The 20,585-nt window shown below is 74.4% G+C and carries 14 protein-coding genes and 1 tRNA gene; 7 read left to right on the top strand and 8 right to left on the bottom strand.

The window, feature by feature from the left end:
- Positions 1 to 200: 200 nt before the first annotated feature.
- Positions 201 to 273 (bottom strand) — tRNA-Arg (locus tag OG519_RS10505).
- A gap of 336 nt (positions 274 to 609) precedes the next feature.
- Between OG519_RS10505 and OG519_RS10500 the strand changes: the two genes are divergently transcribed.
- The 6 genes from OG519_RS10500 to OG519_RS10475 all read left to right on the top strand — a co-directional run bounded on the left by OG519_RS10500 (position 610) and on the right by OG519_RS10475 (position 7,878).
- Entirely contained in the window at positions 610 to 2,229 is a 1,620-nt protein-coding gene (locus OG519_RS10500; protein WP_405592616.1) for a dynamin family protein, read from the top strand.
- Between the two features lie 6 nt (positions 2,230 to 2,235).
- Entirely contained in the window at positions 2,236 to 4,230 is a 1,995-nt protein-coding gene (locus OG519_RS10495; protein ID WP_405581682.1) for a GTPase, read from the top strand.
- A 239-nt stretch (positions 4,231 to 4,469) separates the two neighbouring features.
- On the top strand, positions 4,470 to 4,913 hold the full coding sequence (locus OG519_RS10490) for a single-stranded DNA-binding protein (protein WP_405581680.1): 444 nt from the start codon (positions 4,470 to 4,472) through the stop codon (positions 4,911 to 4,913).
- A gap of 105 nt (positions 4,914 to 5,018) precedes the next feature.
- Positions 5,019 to 6,683: an energy-dependent translational throttle protein EttA gene (gene ettA / locus OG519_RS10485; protein WP_405581675.1), complete on the top strand. Its 1,665-nt coding sequence runs from the start codon at positions 5,019 to 5,021 to the stop codon at positions 6,681 to 6,683.
- Positions 6,683 to 7,105, top strand: a complete 423-nt coding sequence (locus OG519_RS10480; protein WP_405581672.1) for an acyl-CoA thioesterase — start codon at positions 6,683 to 6,685, stop codon at positions 7,103 to 7,105. The genes ettA and OG519_RS10480 overlap by 1 nt, the downstream gene beginning before the upstream one ends.
- Positions 7,102 to 7,878, top strand: a complete 777-nt coding sequence (locus OG519_RS10475) for a hypothetical protein (protein WP_405581669.1) — start codon at positions 7,102 to 7,104, stop codon at positions 7,876 to 7,878. The genes OG519_RS10480 and OG519_RS10475 overlap by 4 nt, the downstream gene beginning before the upstream one ends.
- A gap of 35 nt (positions 7,879 to 7,913) precedes the next feature.
- On the opposite strand, the gene OG519_RS10470 is transcribed toward OG519_RS10475, so the two are convergent.
- From OG519_RS10470 to OG519_RS10455, 4 genes are all read right to left on the bottom strand, one after another.
- Complete coding sequence (locus OG519_RS10470) at positions 7,914 to 8,618, bottom strand: beta-ketoacyl-ACP reductase (RefSeq protein WP_405581667.1); 705 nt, start codon at positions 8,616 to 8,618, stop codon at positions 7,914 to 7,916.
- Positions 8,619 to 8,762: 144 nt separating this feature from the next.
- Positions 8,763 to 9,962: an NAD(P)/FAD-dependent oxidoreductase gene (locus OG519_RS10465; protein WP_405581665.1), complete on the bottom strand. Its 1,200-nt coding sequence runs from the start codon at positions 9,960 to 9,962 to the stop codon at positions 8,763 to 8,765.
- Between the two features lie 62 nt (positions 9,963 to 10,024).
- Entirely contained in the window at positions 10,025 to 11,290 is a 1,266-nt protein-coding gene (locus tag OG519_RS10460; protein WP_405581662.1) for a cytochrome P450, read from the bottom strand.
- Positions 11,287 to 11,484: a ferredoxin gene (locus tag OG519_RS10455; protein WP_405581660.1), complete on the bottom strand. Its 198-nt coding sequence runs from the start codon at positions 11,482 to 11,484 to the stop codon at positions 11,287 to 11,289. Before OG519_RS10455 ends, OG519_RS10460 begins: the two co-directional genes overlap by 4 nt.
- A 561-nt stretch (positions 11,485 to 12,045) precedes the next feature.
- Between OG519_RS10455 and OG519_RS10450 the strand changes: the two genes are divergently transcribed.
- Positions 12,046 to 12,990, top strand: coding sequence for an SDR family NAD(P)-dependent oxidoreductase (locus OG519_RS10450; protein ID WP_405581657.1), 945 nt, complete (start codon positions 12,046 to 12,048; stop codon positions 12,988 to 12,990).
- 110 nt (positions 12,991 to 13,100) lie between these two features.
- On the opposite strand, the gene OG519_RS10445 is transcribed toward OG519_RS10450, so the two are convergent.
- Genes OG519_RS10445 through OG519_RS10435 form a run of 3 tightly spaced genes read right to left on the bottom strand, consistent with a single transcriptional unit; the run spans position 13,101 to position 20,570 of the window.
- Positions 13,101 to 14,243 carry an ABC transporter ATP-binding protein gene (locus tag OG519_RS10445; protein WP_405581654.1) on the bottom strand — a complete coding sequence of 381 codons (1,143 nt, stop codon included), beginning with the start codon at positions 14,241 to 14,243 and terminating at the stop codon, positions 13,101 to 13,103.
- Positions 14,240 to 17,071, bottom strand: a complete 2,832-nt coding sequence (locus tag OG519_RS10440) for an FtsX-like permease family protein (protein ID WP_405581651.1) — start codon at positions 17,069 to 17,071, stop codon at positions 14,240 to 14,242. The genes OG519_RS10445 and OG519_RS10440 overlap by 4 nt, the downstream gene beginning before the upstream one ends.
- Before the next feature lies 1 nt (position 17,072).
- Positions 17,073 to 20,570 (bottom strand): FtsX-like permease family protein, encoded by a 3,498-nt coding sequence (locus OG519_RS10435; RefSeq protein WP_405581649.1) that lies wholly within the window; start codon positions 20,568 to 20,570, stop codon positions 17,073 to 17,075.
- Positions 20,571 to 20,585: the final 15 nt, after the last annotated feature.

The raw sequence follows: 20,585 nt of genomic DNA, 5'->3' as shown, positions 1-20,585 counted from the left end.
TAGAAACGCTCTGACCAGATACTTCCCTTCACGGGTACGTCCGTGGACGGGGGAAGGGAGGCTCGGCGCGGGACGCATATGGGATGGAGGCGCAAAAAGTGGGCTCGAAACTGGATCAAAAGGGCTATTTGGGGCGCAAGAAACCCGGCACAAGCGAGGTCGTGATCGGCTAGAAAGGGCCTCTGACCTGCGGAAATGGGTGCCCCCGGCAGGACTCGAACCTGCGGCCAAGCGCTTAGAAGGCGCCTGCTCTATCCACTGAGCTACGGGGGCCGGACAGTGGCCGCGGCTGCTCCGCCCCAGGGTTGTTCCGTGACCTTGTGCCGAGGTCAAGGATAGGGCGCCACACCCTTGCTGCCGGGCGCTTCACCCGCGTGACACGTTGTGGAGGTTCGGTGAAGCGGTCCGATAATCGCAGGCATGTGCAGAACGTGCATCGCTTTTGACGCCTCGAAATCCTGCTGTTGTGCAGTCGTTATGCCGGTGGCTCATTCTGTCCCCTGACCCCCGTTGGCCCCACTGGGACCTCGGATGGATCGAATAGGGCAAATTACCCGGAATACGCTTCAAAAGCATCGCAATATAGGGCATTCTGCCATTGTGGTGATCTTGGACGTACGGCCCGAGCTGCTTGACGCGCTGTCCGCACTGCGTGACCGTGTCGACGCCGCACGCTTCCCCCTCCCCCTGCCCGGAGCCGACCGGGCCCGTCGCACCCGTGAGGAGCTGCTTGCCCAGCTCGACGACTATCTGGTGCCCCGGCTCAAAGACCCGGAGGCCCCGCTGCTCGCGGTGGTCGGCGGTTCGACCGGGGCCGGGAAGTCGACCCTGGTCAATTCGCTGGTCGGGCGCCGGGTCAGCGCCTCAGGGGTGCTGCGGCCGACCACCCGCACCCCGGTGCTCGTCTGCCACCCGGAGGACCGCGCCTGGTTCGCCGACCCCAGAATCCTGCCCCGGCTCGCCCGCTCCTGGGCGGTACGGCAGCGCTCCCGGGCCGACGAGGACGCCGCGGAGCGCGGGGACACCGGGCGGGCCGAACTCCGGCTGGAAACCGACGACTCGCTGCCCCGCGGCCTCGCCCTGCTCGACGCCCCCGACATCGACTCCCTCGTCACCCGCAACCGGGAACTGGCCGCGGAACTCATCTGCGCCGCCGACATCTGGATCCTCGTCACCACCGCCTCCCGCTACGCCGACGCCGTCCCCTGGCACCTGCTGCGCACCGCGAGGGAGTACGAGGTCACCCTCGCCACCGTCCTCGACCGGGTCCCGCACCAGATCGCCGACGACGTCAGCCGCCACTACGCCGCCCTGCTGACCAAGGCGGGCCTCGGCGACGTCCCCCGCTTCACCGTTCCCGAACTGCCCGAGTCCGCCGGCGGCGGCGGACTGCTGCCCCAGACCACGGTGGCCGCGCTGCGCGCCTGGCTGGCCCACTGCGCCGAGGACCCGGCCGCCCGGCAGCACGCCGCCCGCCGCACCGTGGCCGGCACCCTCGACTCGCTGAGCGGCCGGCTGACCGCTCTCGCCGCCGCCTCGGCCGGCCAGCACGCCGCGGTGGTCCGGCTGGCCCGGGTCGCCGAGGAGTCCTACGAACGGGCGTCGACCGCCGTCACCACCGCCATCGCGGCCGGCGCCCCGCTGGCCGGCGAGGCGCTCACCCACTGGCAGGGCTATCCCGCCTGCGGACCGACCACCCTCCAGCGCGCGCTGGCCGAGGAGCTGGCCGTACTGCTGCGGACCGAGACCGACGCGGCCGACGAGCGCATCCGCGAGGCCTGGCGGCGCGACCGGGGCGGCGCGGCGCTGCTCGACGAGCCGGCCGCCCGGCCGGACCGGGACGGTGTCGCCGTCGCCGCCCGCATCGACAAGGGCGTACGCCGCTGGCAGCGCCGCCTCACCGACCTGGCCGAGGTCACCGCGGGCGCGGTCCGGGTCGCGGACCGGCCGGCCGCCGACCCGCACGACGTGGCCGCGCTGCTGGCCACCACGCTGCTCGGCGGGCACGGCGGCGGCCGGATCGCCGGCGAGCGGCTCGCCGAGACACTCGGCGCCAAGGCCGCGCTGCGGCTGCGGGACGTCGCCGCGGCCGACCTCGACGACACGGTGACCGACGTACTGCGGGCCGAACGGGACCGCCGGGTCGCGCCGGTCGACGGCTATGACGTCACCGCGGGCCAGCAGGCCGCGCTGATCGCCGCCCTGTCCGTACTGAAGAAGGAGAGGTGAGCCCCCTTGGCCACCACCACCCACGCGCTCCAGGCCCCGGCCGCCCGCTCCGGGTCGTCGCTGCCGGCCGGCAGCGACGACCCGCTGACCGCGCGGGCCGACGCGCTCGGCGAACTGCTCGGCCTGTCCAGGACCAGGATCAGCCCCGACGCCCTCGCCGGGACCGGTGAACTGCTGGCCCGGCTCGGTGAGCGGCAGCGGATGTCGCTCGACCACACGGTCGTCGCGCTGGCCGGGGCCACCGGGAGCGGCAAGTCCTCGCTCTTCAACGCGCTGGCCGGACGGCAGATCTCCCGCGCCGGGGTCCGCCGGCCGACCACCGCCCGGCCGATCTCCTGCACCTGGCAGCCCACCGGCGCCGCGGGCCTGCTGGACCGGATGGGCATCGCCCCGCAGGACCGGTACACCGGGCGGGGGTATCTGGACGTGGCGGCGCTGGCCGGCGGGCTCGCTCTGCCGCCGCAGGTACGAGAGGACGGCGGGGCGGGTGGCGGCGGTGCGGGGGCCGGAGGCGGCGCCGGGGCTGGGTCCGGGGCCGGGGCGGGGGGCGGCGCGGGCCCGGGTGGCGGGGGAGAGCCCGAGGGCGCGCGGGAGCGGCGGCTGGAGGGGCTGGTGCTGATCGACCTCCCCGACCACGATTCCGCCGCCGCCGGCCACCGCGAGCAGGTGGACGAGCTGCTGCGGCTGGTGGATGTCGTGGTGTGGGTGCTCGACCCGGAGAAGTACGCCGACGCGGCGCTGCACGAGCGCTATCTGCGGCCCCGGGCCGGACACGCCGACATCACCGTGCTGGTGCTCAACCAGGTCGACCGGCTGCCGCAGGAGGCGGCCGAGCTGGTCCTCGACGACCTGCGCCGGCTGCTGGACGAGGACGGTCTGGCGGTCGGCGAATACGGCGAGGCGGGCGCGGTGGTGCTGGCCGTCTCGGCCGTCACCGGCCAGGGCCTGGCCGATCTGCGGGCCGTGCTGGCCCGGATCGTCGGCGAACGCGGCGCGGCCGGGCAGCGGCTGGCCGCCGACATGGACGACATCGCGGACCGGCTCCGGCCGCTCTTCGTCGGCGAGGGCGGTGGCGGGCTCACCGATCTCGCGCGCGAGGAGTTCATCGACCGGCTCGCGGACGCCGTGGGCGCGGCGGCCGCCGGTCAGTCGGCGGAACGGGACTGGACACGTGCCGCCCGGGACGCTTGCGGCACACCGTGGGGACGGCTGCTGGGAGAACGGGCCGGCGGAAGCGGCTGTTCCCGTTTTCGGCGGAAAAGCACCGGATCACCCGTTCGAGGGATGAGGCGGGGGATCGGCGGCGGCCGGGGCCGCGCGTTCGGCGACCGGCGGACCGCGGGGCGCTCGGGGTACGGGCGCGGGGCGCGGGGCGCGGTGGGTCTGGTGCCCGGCCAGGACACCGGGGATCCGGCGGCCGGGTCGGTGCCGGGCGTGTCGGCGTCGCGGCCGGTGATCGACGAGGCGGTGCGCGGACTGGCCGCCGACGCGGCTCACGGGCTGCCCGCGCCCTGGGCCCAGGCGGTGCGGGACGCGGCGCGAAGAGGCGGCCAGGGACTGCCCTCGGCGCTGGACGCGGCGGTGGCGCGGTCCCGGCCGGGGCCGCCGGAGCAGCCGGGCTGGTGGTCGGCGGCCCGGTCCGCGCAGTGGCTGCTGATGGCGCTGGCGCTGGCCGGCGTGGTGTGCGGGTCGGGCATGGTGTCGGGCACCTTGGCGCTGACCTGGTGGCTGCCGCTGGTGGTGACCGCGGTCGGTGTGCTGGGCGGACCGCTGGTCAAAGGGGCCTGCCGGGTCGTCGCGCGCGGGCCGGCGAGGCGTTACGGGCAGGGCGCGGAGCGGCTGCTGCGGGAAGCGGCGGCGGACTGCGGGCGGGCCCGGGTGCTGGAGCCGGTCGCGGCCGAGCTGATGCGGTACCGCGAGGTGCGCGAGCAGTACGCGGTGGTGGCCGGGTCGGTGCCGCGGCTCTCGGTGCCGCGCCCGGCCGATTCCTTCGGCTGCTGAACCCCGCTGCGGCGCCCAGCCGAACCGCCGGGGCCGGGAGAAACCGTTTTGCACCGCTCCGTCACTCACACGGGTGGCCGAGTTATCCACAATTCATCGGTTGTCCACAGATTGCGCCGTACTCCGCTCCGGCTGCCCGATTTCCCGCACGATGTTCTTGTCGCGTTCGGCACGAGAGCGCGAATCGAGAACCGGGAACACCGGAACGCCGGGAACACCGAGAACGGGGAGGACCTCCGATGAACGAGACGCTGGTGACCGTGGTGGGAAATGTGGCCACCGAGCCGGAGACGCATGTAACCGCCACCGGCATTGCGACCATCCGATTCCGGCTGGCCACGACGGCCCGCCGCTGGGACGCCGAGCGGGGCGGCTGGACCGACGGGAGCACGAGCTTCTTCACCGTGCGGGCGTGGCGGACCCTGGCGGGGAACATCAAGGAGTCGATCGGCCTCGGCGAGCCGCTCGTCGTGCAGGGACGGCTCAGGGTCCGCGAGGACGAGAAGGAGGGACGCCGCTATCTTTCGGCGGAGATCGAGGCGGTCGCGGTGGGGCACGACCTGTCCCGGGGCGTGGCCCGATTCACCCGGGTGGCAGGGGCCGCGGGCGCCCCCCGGCCGGCGGCCGGCGAGCGGCCGCAGCGGGCCGCCCCGGCGCCACCGCTCCCCGCACCGGTGCCCTGACGTACTCATTCGCCCGCGAGGGTGGACGGCTGGCAAGATGGGGTGTATCTGCCCTCACGCGGCGGAGCCGCATAGTGGCCCTTCTCGATTGCCGGACGGTTTCTCTTGGCTGAGTACATCTACACCATGCGCAAGACGCGCAAGGCGCACGGCGACAAGGTCATCCTCGATGACGTGACGCTGAGCTTCCTGCCCGGTGCGAAGATCGGTGTGGTCGGCCCCAACGGTGCCGGTAAGTCCACCGTGCTCAAGATCATGGCCGGCCTTGAGCACCCGTCGAACGGCGACGCGTTCCTGTCGCCGGGGTTCAGCGTCGGGATGCTGCTCCAGGAGCCGCCCCTCGACGAGTCCAAGACGGTGCTGGAGAACGTCGAGGACGGCGTGGCGGACACCAAGGCCAAGCTGGACCGGTTCAACGAGATCGCCGAACTCATGGCGACGGACTACTCCGACGCGCTGCTCGACGAGATGGGCAAGCTCCAGGAGCAGCTCGACCACGCCAACGCCTGGGACCTGGACGCCCAGTTGGAGCAGGCGATGGACGCGCTGGGCTGCCCGCCCGGCGACTGGGCGGTCACCAACCTCTCCGGCGGTGAGAAGCGCCGGGTCGCCCTCTGCAAGCTGCTGCTGGAGGCCCCCGACCTGCTGCTCCTCGACGAGCCCACCAACCACCTGGACGCGGAGTCGGTCCAGTGGCTGGAGCAGCACCTGGCCAAGTACGCCGGCACGGTGGTCGCCGTGACCCACGACCGGTACTTCCTGGACAACGTGGCGCAGTGGATCCTGGAGCTCGACCGCGGCCGGGCGATCCCCTACGAGGGCAACTACTCCACCTACCTGGAGAACAAGGCGTCCCGGCTCAAGGTCGAGGGCCAGAAGGACGCCAAGCGGCAAAAGCGCCTGCGCGAGGAGCTGGAGTGGGTCCGCTCCAACGCCAAGGGTCGGCAGGCCAAGTCGAAGGCCCGACTGGCCCGTTACGAGGAGATGGCGGCCGAGGCCGACAAGATGCGGAAGCTGGACTTCGAGGAGATCCAGATCCCGCCGGGCCCGCGTCTCGGCTCGATCGTGGTCGAGGTCGAGCATCTGTCGAAGGCGTTCGGCGACAAGGTGCTGATCGACGACCTGTCCTTCACGCTGCCGCGCAACGGCATCGTGGGCGTCATCGGTCCCAACGGCGCAGGCAAGACCACCCTGTTCAAGATGTTGCAGGGGCTGGAGACGCCCGACTCCGGGTCGATCAAGGTCGGCGAGACGGTGAAGATCTCCTACGTCGACCAGGGCCGGTCCAACATCGACGGGAAGAAGACGCTGTGGCAGGTCGTCTCGGACGGCCTGGACTACATCAACGTCGGCCAGGTGGAGATGCCGTCGCGGGCCTATGTGTCGGCGTTCGGCTTCAAGGGCCCGGACCAGCAGAAGCCGGCCGGGGTGCTCTCCGGCGGTGAGCGCAACCGCCTCAACCTCGCACTCACCCTCAAGCAGGGCGGCAACCTGCTGCTCCTCGACGAGCCGACCAACGACCTCGACGTGGAGACGCTCTCCTCGCTGGAGAACGCGCTGCTGGAGTTCCCCGGGGCGGCCGTGGTCGTCTCCCACGACCGCTGGTTCCTCGACCGGGTGGCCACCCACATCCTCGCCTACGAGGGCGAGGCCAAGTGGTTCTGGTTCGAGGGCAACTACGACTCCTACGAGAAGAACAAGGTCGAGCGGCTCGGTCCGGACGCGGCCCGGCCGCACCGCGCCAGCTACAAGAAGCTGACCCGCGGCTGATGGCCCGCCACATCTACCACTGCCCGCTGCGCTGGGGCGACATGGACGCCTTCGGGCACATCAACAACGTGACCTTCCTGCGGTATCTGGAAGAGGCGCGGATCGACCTGATGTTCCGGCTGGCGCCGGGCGACGGGGAGGAGTCGTTCAGCGGTGGCTCGGTCGTCTCGCGGCATGAGATCGACTATCTGCGACCGCTGGTGCACCGGCATGAGCCGGTCACCATCGAGACCTGGGTGACCGACATCACCGCGGCGTCGATGAAGTTGAAGTACGAGGTCAAGGACCACGACCTGCTGTACGCGCGGGCGGCGACGGTCGTGGTGCCGTACAACCTGGCCAAGCAGCGGCCGCGGCGGCTCACACCGGCGGAGAAGGCGTTCTTCGAGGGGTATCTGGACGACGGAGCCGTCCCCGTATGACGGTACGGCTCGGTTTCGCCGCCCTGACCGACAAGCCTGACCGGCCCGAGCGGCCCGAGGAGCCGCGGCAGAGGCCCGAGACGACGGACGCGCGGCCGGTGGGCGCGGCGGAGGCGGAACTCGCCGCGTTCCTCGGGCGCCTGGTGCGCTGGGACAAGGCAGCCGTGGTGCGGCTGAGGTCCACCGAGGGGGAGGCCGCGCTCGGCGTCTTCGGGTACCCCCCGTTCGGCGGCGTGCTCGCGGTGAAGAGCATGGCGCTGAGCCCCGGCGGGGTCCGGGAGGCGGTCGACGCGACCGTCTCCGCCGGGGAACTGCTCGAAGCGGTGGCCGAGGCCGCGCACGGTGGGGAGTTCGGGGTGCCGCGCTCGGTCACCGGGCCGGCCTGGGCCGGGGTGCTGCCGCCGCGCACCGGCTGGCGGCGCGAGGCCGAGCTGGCGGGCGGCGCGGTGCGGGAGCTGGCGGCGCGGGTGGTCGCCGAATTCCGGGCCAGGACCGAGGCACTGGTACCCGAGCTGCGGACCCGGGCCGAGCTCGACGCGCTGGCCGAGGAGCTGTGGCGCCGGCCGCTGCCGGCGGGGCCGCCGGACTCCGCGGTCACCCTGCGGGTGGTGCACGCCGCGCACGCGCTGGGCTTCCTCCCGGCCCGGGGGCCGGCCGAGGACACGGTGGCGGTGCTGTCGGCCGGTTCGTGGTCGCGGCTGCGTACGGCGTACGGCTCGGTGGCGATCCGCGGGGCGTCGGCCGCGTCCGGGCTGACCGTCTCGCCCGCCTGACCCCGTCTGTCTCCCCCCGCCCGACGGCCGGCGGGTCAGTGGCCCATGCCCACTCCGCCGTCGACGGGGATGACGGCGCCGGTGATGTAGCTCGCGTCGGGGGACGCGACGAAGGCGACGGCGGCCGCGATCTCCTCCGGGCGGGCCAGCCGACCCATCGGTATGTGGACGAGCATGGCGTCGCGCTGCTCGTCGGTCAGGTTCTGGCTCATCGAGGTCTCGGTGAGTCCGGGCGCGACCACGTTGAAGGTGATGTTGCGCGATCCCAGCTCACGGGCCATGGCGCGGGCGAAGCCGACCAGGCCGGCCTTGGAGGCGGCGTAGTTGGCCTGGCCCGCCTGGCCCATCAGACCGACCGCCGAGGAGATCAGCACGACCCGGCCGGAGCGGTTGCGGAGCATCCCGCGGGTGGCGCGCTTGACCACCCGGAAGGCGCCGGTGAGGTTGGTGTCGAGGACGGAGGTGAAGTCCTCCTCGCTCATCCGCAGCAGCAACTGGTCGTTGGTGATGCCGGCATTGGAGATCAGCACCTCGACCGGACCCTGCTCCGTCTCGACCTCCTTGAAGGCCTGGTCGACCTGCGCGGTGTCGGTGATGTCGCAGCGGACGGCGAGGAAACCGGCCGGCGGCTCCCCGGAGCGGTAGGTGACGGCGACCCGGTCGCCGGACTCCCGCAACGTGCGGGCGATGGCGAGACCGATACCGCGGCTGCCGCCGGTCACCAGAACTGAACGCGACATGGGGAACCCTCTCTGGACGTGCGGTGATAGGCCCCCAGTCAATCAGCCGTGCTCGCGCCCCCCGCCACGGGCCATCCCCTGGCAGTCGGCGGCGCGGGTCGTGGACCGGCCGCCACCGCCCGTTTTGTCCCTGGCCGCTTGTCCCTAGCCGCCGCCGGGCACCGGCACCGCGTCGGGCCAGGGGGTGGGCCAGGGGGTGGGCGTCGCCACCAGGGGGCGCAGCGTGCGCAGCGCGCGGGGCATGTCGACGCCGAGCGCGGCGACGACGCGCCCGTCCCGGCCGTACAGGGCGGTGAACTTCCCCTCGTCCGGGCTGCCCTCGACGATCCGCAGCCGGTCGGCGCCGCGGGTGCGGCCGTAGATCTGGAGCTTGAGGTGGTACTGGTCGGTCCAGACGTACGGCACGGTGGTGAAGGCGGCGGCCTCGCCCGGTGCGGCGAGCAGATTGTGGGCGACGGTCAGCCCCTGCTCGGCGGCGTTGGTGCGGTGCTCGATCCGCAGCCGGCCGCCGGCCGCCGGGTCCGGCCAGGAGGCGACGTCACCGGCCGCCCACACCCCGTCCGCCGCGCGCAGCGTCGCGTCGCAGAGCACGCCGTCGCCGACCGGCACCCCGCTGCCGGCCAGCCAGTCGGTGTTCGGCAGTGAACCGATGCCGACCAGCACCGCGTCCGCGGCCACCAGCCGTCCGTCGGCGAGCCGGACGCCGGTGGCCCGGTGGCCGTCGTGGACCACCGCGGCCACCGGCACACCCGCCTCGATCCGTACCCCCCGCTCCTGGTGGAGCCGGGCCAGCAGGCCGCCGATCCGGACGCCGAGCGCGTCGGCCAGCAGGACCGCACGGTTCGTCACCAAGGTCACGTCGCAGTTCAGCTCCCGCGCGACGGCCGCCGCCTCGGCGCCGATGAAGCCGCCGCCGACGACCACGAGTCGCGGCCGTCCGGCGAGTCTTCGACGCAAGGCGAGCGCGTCGTCGAGGGTGCGCAGCCCATGGACGCCGTCGATCCCCTCGCCGCCGGGCAGCGAGCGCGGGCGCACCCCGGTGGCCACCACCAGCGCCCCGTACGGCAGTCGGCTCCCGTCGTCGAGCGCCAGCAGGCGGCGGCCGGTGTCCAGCGACACGGCCCGTACGCCGGTGCGCACTTCGACGCCCAGCCGCTCGTAGGTGTCGGCGGGCCGCAGCGCGGCCCGCTCGGCCGGCCAGTCGCCGCGCAACACGTGCTTCGACAGCGGCGGCCGGTCGTACGGAAGGTGTGCCTCCGCGCCCACCAGTACGATCCCGTCGCCATGGCCGCCGCGCCGCAGCCCCTCGGCCACGGCCAGCGCGGCCGCCCCGGCCCCGATCACCACCACGTTCCCCGGCGGTGCGGGGGCCGGGGCGGACCGCGGTGCCGGCCGGGCGACCGGTGTCACCAACTGATCGGCAGCGCGTGGACGCCGTAGATGGCCATCGTGTCGCGGAACGGGATCTCGTCGAGCGGCTGGTCGAGCCGCAGCCCCGGGAAACGGTTCAGCAGCGCCGGATAGGCGACCTGGAGCTCCACCCGGGCGAGGTTCTGGCCCAGGCACTGGTGGGGACCGGAGCCGAAGGCGAGATGGCGGCGGGCCGCCCGGTCGACCTTGAGGCTGAAGGGGTCCTCGAACACCTCGGGGTCGCGGTTGGCGGTGTCGTTGGCGCAGATCACCGCGTCGCCGGCCCGGATCAGGGTGCCGCCGACCTCGATGTCCTCGATCGCCACCCGCCTCCTGCCGGTGTGGGTGATGGTCAGGTAGCGCAGCAGCTCCTCGACGGCGTTGGCCACCTCCGCCGGGCCGCCGTCGCGTACCGCGGCGAGCTGGTCCGGGTTCTGGAGCAGCGCGCAGGTGCCCAGCGCGATCATGTTGGCGGTGGTCTCGTGCCCGGCCACCAGCAGCAGCCGGGCCTCCTTGGCGCACTCCTCCTTGGTGCTGTTCCCGGTCGCCAACTGCTCGGCCGCCAGCCGGCTGAGCAGATCGTCCCCGGGACGGTCCACCTTGGACTCGACGAGGTCGCCGAGGTAGTCGATCAGCTCCTGTGAGGCGGTGAGCGAGGCTTCCGGCGTGCTGCGGGTGTCGATGATGACGGCGCTGGCCCGCTGGAAGAAGGCGTGGTCGGCGTAGGGGACGCCGAGCAGTTCGCAGATCACCAGCGACGGCAGCGGCAGCGCGAAGGCGGTGACCAGATCGGCGGGCGGACCGGCCTGTTCCATCGCGTCGAGCAGGTCGGTGACGATGCCTTCGATCCGCGGGAGCAGCGCGTGGGACCTGCGCACGGTGAAGTCGGCGGTGAACTTCATCCGGTGCTGGTTGTGTTCCGGCTCGTCCATGGTGATGAACGTGCGGTTGTGCAGCCGGGTGACCTCGCTGGCCGCGCTGACGCTGGGGTAGTGCGGCCGGGTGTTGTTGGCGCTGATCCGGGGATCGCGCAGCAGGGCGACCTGGTCGGCGTGGCGGGTCACCAGCCAGGCGGTGTCGCCGTTCCACAGCGTGACGCGGGTCAGCGGCCGGGCGTCGATCAGTCGCGTCCTGGCGGGCGGTGGGTCGAAGGGGCAGCCCGGGGCGCGCCGGGTGGTCCACAAGGGGGGATCGGGGCGGGTTCCGGCGCCGGTGCCGGCGGCTGTCCCGGTGTCACTCTCGGCGGGGCGCACGGTCGTCACCGCCCTTCCAGGGTGAGCGCCGCGGCCGGGCAGACCTGTACGGCCTCCTCGACCCCGGCGCGGTGCTCCTCGCCGGGCGACGGGTCGAGGATGATCACCACGCCGTCGTCTTCGCGCTGGTCGAAGACCTCCGGAGCGGCCAGGACGCACTGGCCGGCCCCGCAGCACTTCTCGGTGTCCGCGGATATGTTCATGGGCCGCCTTTCTCGTGCGGGTGAACGGTGCGGGTGAACGGTGCGGGACGAGCGGTTCCGGGGTTGCTTAACCAAAGCAACCTCTTGCTTTCGGAGCGTAATAGCGCCGTGGCGGCTGGGGAAGACGAGGTTCGTGTACGGGGCACGTTTCCCGCCATCCGCGCGGTCCCGCCCGGCCGGCCGGTACGCCGCCACCGCCCGCACGCCCCGTCCGCTCGCGCGCCGCATCGTACGAGGCGGGAGCAACCGCCGGCGCGCACCGGACGACCGGGGGGCGGACGACGACGCGAGCGCCGGCCGCCACGCTTCCTGCTCCGGTGCTGCTCCGGTGCTGCTCCGACCTCGCGTCCGCGATGGCCGGTTCCGTGCCGGCGCCGCCGGGCCCGGTCCGGCCGGGGGGTACTGGCGGACCCCGGGCAGCGCCTGACCTCTTCCACCCGTCCGCGCCGCCCCTCCCGGTGATTGCCTGGGAAGTGAGCCCGGGGAACCGCCCAGGCGGGGAGAACACCCGGGAGACCCCGCAGAGCCCGCAGCACCCTCACAGCCAGGGAAGGCCTCGTCATGACCGCGCAGAAGACCCGTTTCACCACCCCGTTCACCGGGACGTCCACCGCCGCCGAGGTGATCGACGGCATCGACCTCGGCGGTCGCCGGGCGATCGTCACCGGCTCCGCCTCCGGGATCGGCGTCGAGACCGCCCGGGCGCTGGCCGGGGCCGGCGCCGAGGTGACCCTCGCGGTGCGCGACACGGCCGCCGGGGAGCGCACCGCCGCGGACATCACCGCGACCATCGGCAACCAGCGGGTACACGTCGGGCGGCTCGACCTGTCCGACCAGGCGTCCGTCGGGGCGTTCGTGGCCGAATGGGGCGAGACCCCGCTGGACATCCTGATCAACAACGCCGGGGTGATGATGACGCCCGAACTGCGCACGGCGGAGGGCTGGGAGCTCCAGTTCGCCACCAACCACCTCGGGCACTTCGCCCTGACCACCGGGCTGCACCACGCGCTGGCGCGGGCCGGGCGGGCCCGGGTGGTCAGCCTCACCTCGGTCGGACACCTGCGCGCGGGCGTGGACTTCGACGACATCCACTTCCGCCGCCGGCCCTACGACCCGTCGGTGGCCTACGGCCAGTCGAAGACGGCGACCTCGCTCTTCGCGGTCGAGGCGCACCGCCGCTGGGCCGGCGAGGGCATCACCGTCAACGCCGTGCACCCGGGGGCGGTGCTGGAGTCCGGTCTCTCCCGGCACCTGAGCAAAGAGGAACTCGACCAGGCGGTGAACCAGGGCGGCTACACCTTCAAGTCGCCGCAACAGGGCGCGGCCACCTCCGTCCTGGCCGCCACCTGGCCCCCGTTGGAGGGGATCGGCGGCCGGTACTTCGAGGACGGCAACCAGGCGCTCCCGTACACCCCCGAGGTACGTGCCGGGGTGGCGGCTCACGCCCTCGACCCGGAGGCGGCGGCGCGGCTGTGGCAGGTCTCCGAGGACACCCTGCGCGGCTGACCCGCCCGGCCGCCGGACCGCCGGGGCGCGCGGCCGGCGCCCACGAGCCGCGGCCCGGCTGCGACCTCCGCCCGGCTGCGACCTCGCGCTCGGCTGCGACCGCCGCCCGGTTACGGCCTCTCGCCCGGCTCCGGCTCCCGGTCCGGCCACACGCCTATGTGGTCGGGCTCCAGCTCCAGCAGCACCCGGGACCGGATCTGCAGCGCCTCCGTGTAGTCGCGGGGAAGCTGGAGCCGTCCGGCCCGGTCCACGGTGGCGTACTCGCGGGCCACCACCGATTCCTGGCCGTGCTCGTCCACCTCGGTGCGGCGGACCACCTCGGAGGAGGTGCGGCCGTCGCGGATGGCGACCGTCCGGCGTACCGCGCCCGCGACCGCGTGGTCATGGGTGACCACGACCACCGTCGTGCCCAGCTCCTCGTTGGCGGTGCGGAAGGCGGCGAAGACCTGCTCACCGGTGGCGGAGTCCAGCTCGCCGGTGGGCTCGTCGGCCAGGATGACCGCCGGGTTGTTGGCCAGCGCCACCGCGATCGCGGCGCGCTGCTGTTCGCCGCCGGACATCTGGCCGGGCCTGCGGTCGTGGCAGTAGCCGACGCCGAGCATGCCGAGCAGCTCGGTGGCGCGGGCCGCCCGCCGCCGCTTGGCACCGCGCCCGCCGCCCCCGCCGCGCCCTTCGTTCCCGCCGTGCCCGCCGCGCCCTTCCAGGCCGGACAACTGCATCGGCAGCACCACGTTCTGCGCCGCGGTCAGATACGGCAGCAGGTTGCGGGCGGTCTGCTGCCAGACGAAGCCGACCACCTCCCGGCGGTAGCGCAGCCGGGAGCCGGCGTCCATGGCCAGCAGGTCGTAGCCGCCGACGGAGGCCGCGCCCGCGGTGGGCACGTCAAGACCGGCCAGGATGTTGAGCAGCGTGGACTTCCCGCTGCCGGACGCGCCGACCAGCGCCATCAGTTCGCCCGGCGCGACCAGCAGGTCCAGGCCCTGCAACGCCTGCACCTCCACGCCGTCGGCGGTGAAGATACGGACCAGGCGGTCGCAACTGATCAGCGCGTCGGTGCCGTAGGCCGCGCCCTGTTCGCGCCGCTCGGCCGCCCGCCGCTCCAGCTCGGCGAGGCTGGTGACGGCCGGCCGCCGCCCGTCGTCGGCGGCGCCACCGGCACCGCCGGTAGTGCCGACAGCCGCCGTGACGCCGTCCCCGGCCGCCCCGCCGGGCGGACCCGCGGCGCCGCCGACGCCGGACTCAGAACCGCTCATACCCGGTCACCCACTCTCAGCTCCGCGCTCTCACGCCGCCGTCCACTCACCCACACCTGCGCGAGCAGCACCGCGCAGGCCAGTATCAGCAGCCCCGCCGACGGCAGGGCCAGGGACCAGGGGTCCGGCCGCAGCCCCAGGCCGAAGTCGACCGCCGCGAAGTCCCGCGGCCCGGTGCCGAGGGTCAGCGCCCGCAGATCCACCCCCGGCCCGAGCAGCGGGATCACCGCGAGCCCCACCAGCACGCCACCGATCGCCGCGAGCATCACCTGCGGCAGCATCTCCAGCAGCACCAGCCGCCGGGCCGCCCGGCGCGTCATGCCCATGGTCCGCAGCCTGGCCAGCGTCGTGGCGCGCTGCGGCGCCGCCTGGAGCAGCGACAGCAGCAGCGCCAGCGCGCTGTAGGCCGCGCCGACCACGATCGCCGCCAGATAGACGGTCCTGGCGCCGTGCTGCAACGGGGAGTCGCGCAGCTCCGCCCGCTGCTGCGACCGCAGCAGCACCGTCACATACGCCGTACCGTGCCGCGCGACGGCGAGCAGTCGCCTGCCGTCGATGGACCGGCCCGGCGCGTTCATCGCCAGCAGCGTGGTGGGGTCGGTGGAGTGGTCGACGCCCGCGGTGTCCGGGTGCTGGGCGTCGAGTTGGGCCGCGGAGACGATGACGAAATCGGCGCCGGGCGTCGCCGGGGTGGTGGCCAGCACAGCGGCCCTGCGGACGTCGGAGATGCCGACGCCGGTGCTGATCCGGTTCGACCGGTCGCCCAGGGCGGCGGCGAGCTTCGGCGACATCACGGCCGGCAGCGGCCCGTGCCCGTCATAACCGGCGAAGGCCGAGACGGGGAAGGCGGGCAGGCCGATCGCCCGGGTGAGCTTCGCGTACGCGGTCGGCTCGACGATCACCAGCGCGTAGGCGCCGCCGAAGACCGTGTCGGGGCTGTTCCGCTCGACCCGCACGGTGACGACCTGGCCGACGCCCGCCACCTTCTTGATCTGATCAGGGAGTCGCGGGTCGAGTTCGAGCCGGGCGTCGACGCGTGCGTCCGCGCCGACCGTGGCAACGGTCGCCCGGTCCCGGCCGTGGTCGATGCCGGCCAGCACCGAACCGCCGAAGGACGCCAGGGTCAGCGACACCAGCAGCGCCAGCAGCGGGAGTTGGCCCGTCGCGGGGGAGCGTCCCGCCCGGGCCAGGGCGAGATGGGCGACCGCACCCCTCAACCGGGCCGCGGGCCGGGCGAGCAGGCGCAGCGGGAGCGGGCTGAACCGCAGCAGCACCAGCGCCGCCGCCATCGCCACCAGGACCGGGGCGGCCGCGGTGAGCAGGTCGGGGCCGGTCGCCGTGCCGCGCTCCCGGAGGGCGACCACCGCGCCCACCATCACCACGGCCAAGGTCAGCTCAGCGACCAGCCGGCGCCGCGACGGCCGGGCGGTGGCGAGATCCGCCCGCTCGGCGGGCCGCCGCCGGCGGACCGTCCACGCGACCCGCAGCGGCAGGGCGAGGAGCGCCACCCCGGTCACCAGCGCGCCGAGCAGCACCGGCAGACCCCACCGTGCGGTCGGCAGCAGGGCGAGGGCCAGCGCCGTACCGATCACCCCGGCCGGCAGGGTCGCCGCGGCGGTCTCCCCGGCCAGGCGCCGGGCGATGCCGGCCAGCGATCCGCCCCGGGCGCGCAGCAGCGCGAACTCGCCGCGCCGCCGCTCGGCGGCGAGAGCGCCGGCCATCAGCAGCACCGTGCAGGCCGTGGTGGCCACGCCCACCCCGGCGATCAGCACCAGCGGTGAGACCGCGTCGCGGTCCTCGACGAAGGTGTCCAGTACCGTGCCGATGCCGCCGGTCGTGGTCACCTGGGTGCCCGTCACCCTTTGGAGGGCGACGGCGTCGGGGCCGTCGCCGAGCCGGGCCAGCTCCGCCCGCAGCGCCGGCACCTCGTGCGCGGTGAGCGCGCCGGGGTCCAGCGGGTGGTGCCAGTACAGCGCCGCGCCGGCGCCGAGTGCCGGGAAGGAGTCGGCGGCCGTACGGTCCACCAGCAGGGTGAAGTGCCAGTACTGGTACCTCCTGAAATCCTCGTTCGGCGGGGTGGGCGGTGTGTGCACCTGGGGGGCCAGCAGGTCGACGTCCTCGTGCCAGTAGAGGGCCGCCGGATCGCGGGGGACGACGATGCCCGAGACCGTGACGGTCATCGGGGTGGTCGCGCCCTTCTTCACCAGGTGGATCGACTGCCCCACCCTCAGGTGCAGCACCTTCGCGCTCTGCTGGGTGACCACGGCTTCGAGCGCCAGCGGCGCTCCCGACACCGGACGCGGCATCCGGCCGCTCACCAGCCGGGTGTGCGCGGCCATCGAGGTCTGCGCGACCAGATCGGCGCCGGGCAGGTGTTCGCTGATCCGGGGTATCCCGGGATCGGTGACGTCGGACTCGGCGCCGGTCCGCACCCCGTAGACGGCGCCCCCCTCGGCCAGCCGGACCGGCGGCCGGACCAGTTGCTGGAACCGCTGTTCCACCAGGTCGACGGCGGCGGGGCTGAGCGGGTCCGTCGCGGCGCCGGGCTGGAAGGAGTCGTAGGTGTCGGTGAGATCCACCCCGCGGTCCTTGGGCGCGGCCTCCGCCACGGCCTGCCGGAGCGCCCGGTCCTCGTAGCGGTCCACCGCGCGGGGCAGCGCGGCGGCGAGGAAGGCGGTGGCCAGGACGAGGGCGAAGAGGGCGAGCGCGGCGCCGGGCGCGGCCCGCAGCCGTACCCGTACCCAGGGCAGGGCGGCCGGGGGCAGGGCGGCCGGGGGCGGGGCCGCCGGTTCGCCGGTGTGTCCTGGTGCGCCGAACGTGTCCGCCATCTCAGTCCTCCCCCTGCCGGCGCAGCGCCGCCGCCGGGTCGCCGCGCCGTACCGCCGTCGCCAGCACCACCAGCAGGGGCGTCACCAGGACCACCGCGAGCAACTCCGCCAGCCGGCCGACCGGCAGTTCCACCAGCAGCTCCGGCATCGGCCGGGTGGCCCGGCCGGTCAGCACGATCAGCGGCGTCACCAACCGGGTCAGCAGGACGCCGAGCACCACCCCGACGACCAGCGAGATCAGCACCAGCAGTCCCTGCTCGGCGGCCATCACCCGGGCCAGCCGGCGCGGCGGCGCGCCCAGCGCGCGCAGCACCGCGAACTCCGCCGCGCGCTCCCTGACGGCGCCGACCGAGGAGACCGCGAAGCCCACCGCGGCCAGCACCGCCGCCGCGATGACCGCGGCGGGCAGCGCCGACTGGGGGCCGGCGCCGAGCGGGTCGGCGCGCAGTTCGGCGGCGATCTCGTCACGTACCAGGAGGGTGTCGACGTCGGTGCGGGCCCGCAGCGCGCTCGCCACCCGCGCGGACGCGCCGGGCGCGGTGGCCAGCCACCACTCGGTAGGTGCCATCGGGCGGGCGTCGTGCGCCGCCAACTGCCGGTTCACCGCGCCCAGATCGAGCAGCAGCGTGCCCGCGTCCCGGTCGCCCCCGTCGGCCTGTCCCGCGGTGCTGTCCGGATCGGCGTCGGCGGTGGTCGCGTCGCCGGTGTCGTCCGCCGCGCCTGCGCTCAGGTCGTCGCCGGTGCCGGGGACGCCGTGCACCGTCGCGGTGATCCGCACCGGCAGGTCGACCCCGCCGAGCCGCACCTTCACCGTGTCGCCGACCTTGGCGTCCAGCGCCCGCAGGCAGGAGTCGGTGGCGATCGCGGTGAGCGGCGGCGGCGCCGGCCGCTTGACGTCGAGCCTGATCGTCGCCCGCGGCACGATCGCGTACGGAAGCGTGCCCTGCCGCAGCGTGCCGGTCGAATACGTGACGTCGAGCAGCGCCGGGCCGCCGGCGTGCGGGGCGGCGATCGAGGGTCGCCGCACATCCGGCGAGTCGGCGAGCGTGGGGTCGTCGATGCCCACGGCGGCGGTCCAGGAGCCTGTGGCGCCCTGGCCCAGCGGCCGGGTGCCGCCGTCGTGGCCCGTCACCAGACCGCCGGCCAGGGTCAGCCGCCACTTCTGGGCGGCCGGGGCCGGCCGCTGGTTCGCGCCGACCAGGGGCAGCGGGTAGTCGGCCTCGAAGCGCACCAGCCGCAGCGGGCCCGCCGGGGCGCCGCCGGCGACGCCGATCTGGCCGGCCAGATCCAGCACCAGTTGGTGCGGGGCGCCGTCCGGCGGCACATCGCCGAGGGCGAAGTCGTACGGCACGCCGTGGGCGTCGAGCACGGTCGCCGTCACCTGGTCCGGCCCCTGACCGGGCGCCGGTCCTGACCGCCCGCCGGCTCCCGCCGCCCGCAGCGTCCCGGTGAAGGTCACCGAGCCGGCGGAACCGGGGAACTCGATACCGGCGCCGTCGGCGGACGGCGCGGCCGCGGAGGCGGCGCCCGCGTCCGGCGCGGGCTCGCCCGCCCGCAGGGGTGCCAGCAGGTCCGCGATGGGGCGCCCGTCGGTCAGATCGGAGCGGAACCGCATCGTCCGGGCCGCCTGGCGGGTGTCGATGGCCAGGGCGGTCGCGTGCCGCTGGTCGGTCAGCAGGAGCTGGTCGCGGGCCGCGGGCGCGGCGGCGGTGATGCCGGGGACGGCGGCGAAGATGCCGGCCTGGCCGAACGGCGGTGTGGTCATACCGGTGACCCGGATGTCCGAGCCCGCCGCGTACTCCGCCTGGTCCCGCTGGGAGCGGTCCCAGCTCGCGCCCTGGCCGATCGCGAAGACGCCCATCGCCACCGCGAGCACCAGCAGCAGCACGGCGCCGGCGCCGCGCCGGGGGCGCCGGGCGAGCTGCCAGCCGGCGAGCGCCAGTGCCAGGCCGCGGCCGCGCGCGGCCCGCCGCTCGCCGAGCCGGGCGGCCAGCGGCAGCAGCCGCAGCACCAGGACCGTACCGGCCAGCAGGCACAGCGCGGGCGCCGCCACCAGGACCGGATCGACGCCGAGGCCACCGCCCGTACCGGCGCTGAGCGCGCCGTCGCCGGAGGCCCGCCGTCGGAGCTGCCAGAAGGCGATCCCGGCGATCAGCAGCAATCCGAGGTCGGCGCCCGCCTGGACCGGGCCCGGCAGCATGCCCTGCCGGGCGCGGGCGGCGCGTGCCGCGGTGTGCGAACCGGTGGCGCGCAGCGCCGGTCCGATCACCGCCAGGGCGCAGGCGAGCGCGGCGATCCCGGCGACCAGCCACGCCGCGCCGGCGTCGCCGCCGCCGAGGCTCACCCCGGTCCTGGCCATCGCGCCGGTGCCGGCCAGCCACCGGGTGGCCGGACCGGCCAGCAGCGGCGCCACGATCGCGGCGGGCACCGCGAGCAGCAGCGCCTCACCGGCGGCGAGCCGCGCCACCGCGGCCCGGGAGCCGCCGCGGGCCCGCAGCAGCGCGGTCTCCCCGGCCCGTTCCTCGGCGAGGAGTTGGGCGACGAGCAGCAGCGCGAACGCCGCCAGGATCACCACTTGCAGCGCGCCGATCAGCAGCGTCGAGCGGGTCACCAGGAGGCTGCGGCGCAGCCCGTCGAGCAGGTCGGGCAGCCCGCTGGACACCTGGGCGGCGGTGGTGGCCTGATCGTTGCCGAGGTCGGCGACGGTCTGCCGGACGCCCTGTTCGACGGCGTCCATCCGGCCGGTGGTGGCGCCGGCGAAGTCCCCGGTCGCCTGCCACGACATGCTCGCCGCCGTCACCCGGCCGGAACCGAAGGTCCCGTCGTCCACCAGCATCGGCCCGTAGGTGGTGAAGGCCACGGTGTGCACGCCGCGTCCGGCCAGGGTGTCCAGATGCCAGTACGGGGAGGTCGCGTCGACCGGCCGGTAGACGCCGGTGACGCGGATCCGCAGCGGGGCCCCGCCCAGCCGGTCGGCCAGGGCGATCACCCTTCCCGGGGCGACCTTGAGGGCGGTCGCGGCGGCCTGGGGCAGCGCGACCTGCACCTCTTTCGCGGTCCGGGCGGCCGGGGCCGGCCAGCCGCCGGCGACCAGGGTCAGCCGGGCGCGGTCGAAGGTGGCCAGCAGCGTCAGATCGGAGTCGGGGCTCTTCGGCGCGCTCGCCGGGCGCAGCGCCAACGGCAGTCCGTAGGGCCCGGAACGGGTGCTGGCGGCAACCCGCGCGGGCAGCCCGCCGAATGAACCGGCCAGTTCGGTCCGTACCGCCCGGTCGAGCGGGCCGCCGCTCCCGTGGTCGGAGCCGTCCACATCGGCCCGCACCTCGACCGTGGAGCGGTCGGCCGCCTGGTGCTGGAGCGTACGGCGCAGCGCCGCGTCGCCGGTCGCGCCGGTGAAAGCGGTGAAGCCGGCCAGTACGCACGTGGTCAGCAGCACCGTCAGCAGCGCGGCGGTCAGCAGCAACCGGTGCGCGCGCACGCGCAACAGGATGAATCCGGCCACCAGCGTCCCCCGTCC

Origin of the sequence: Streptomyces sp. NBC_01190 (assembly GCF_045039895.1) — a bacterium.
Taxonomy (GTDB): domain Bacteria; phylum Actinomycetota; class Actinomycetes; order Streptomycetales; family Streptomycetaceae; genus Actinacidiphila.
The sequence above is the reverse complement of the archived record's forward strand: the minus strand, read 5'-3'. Positions and strand labels throughout refer to the sequence as shown.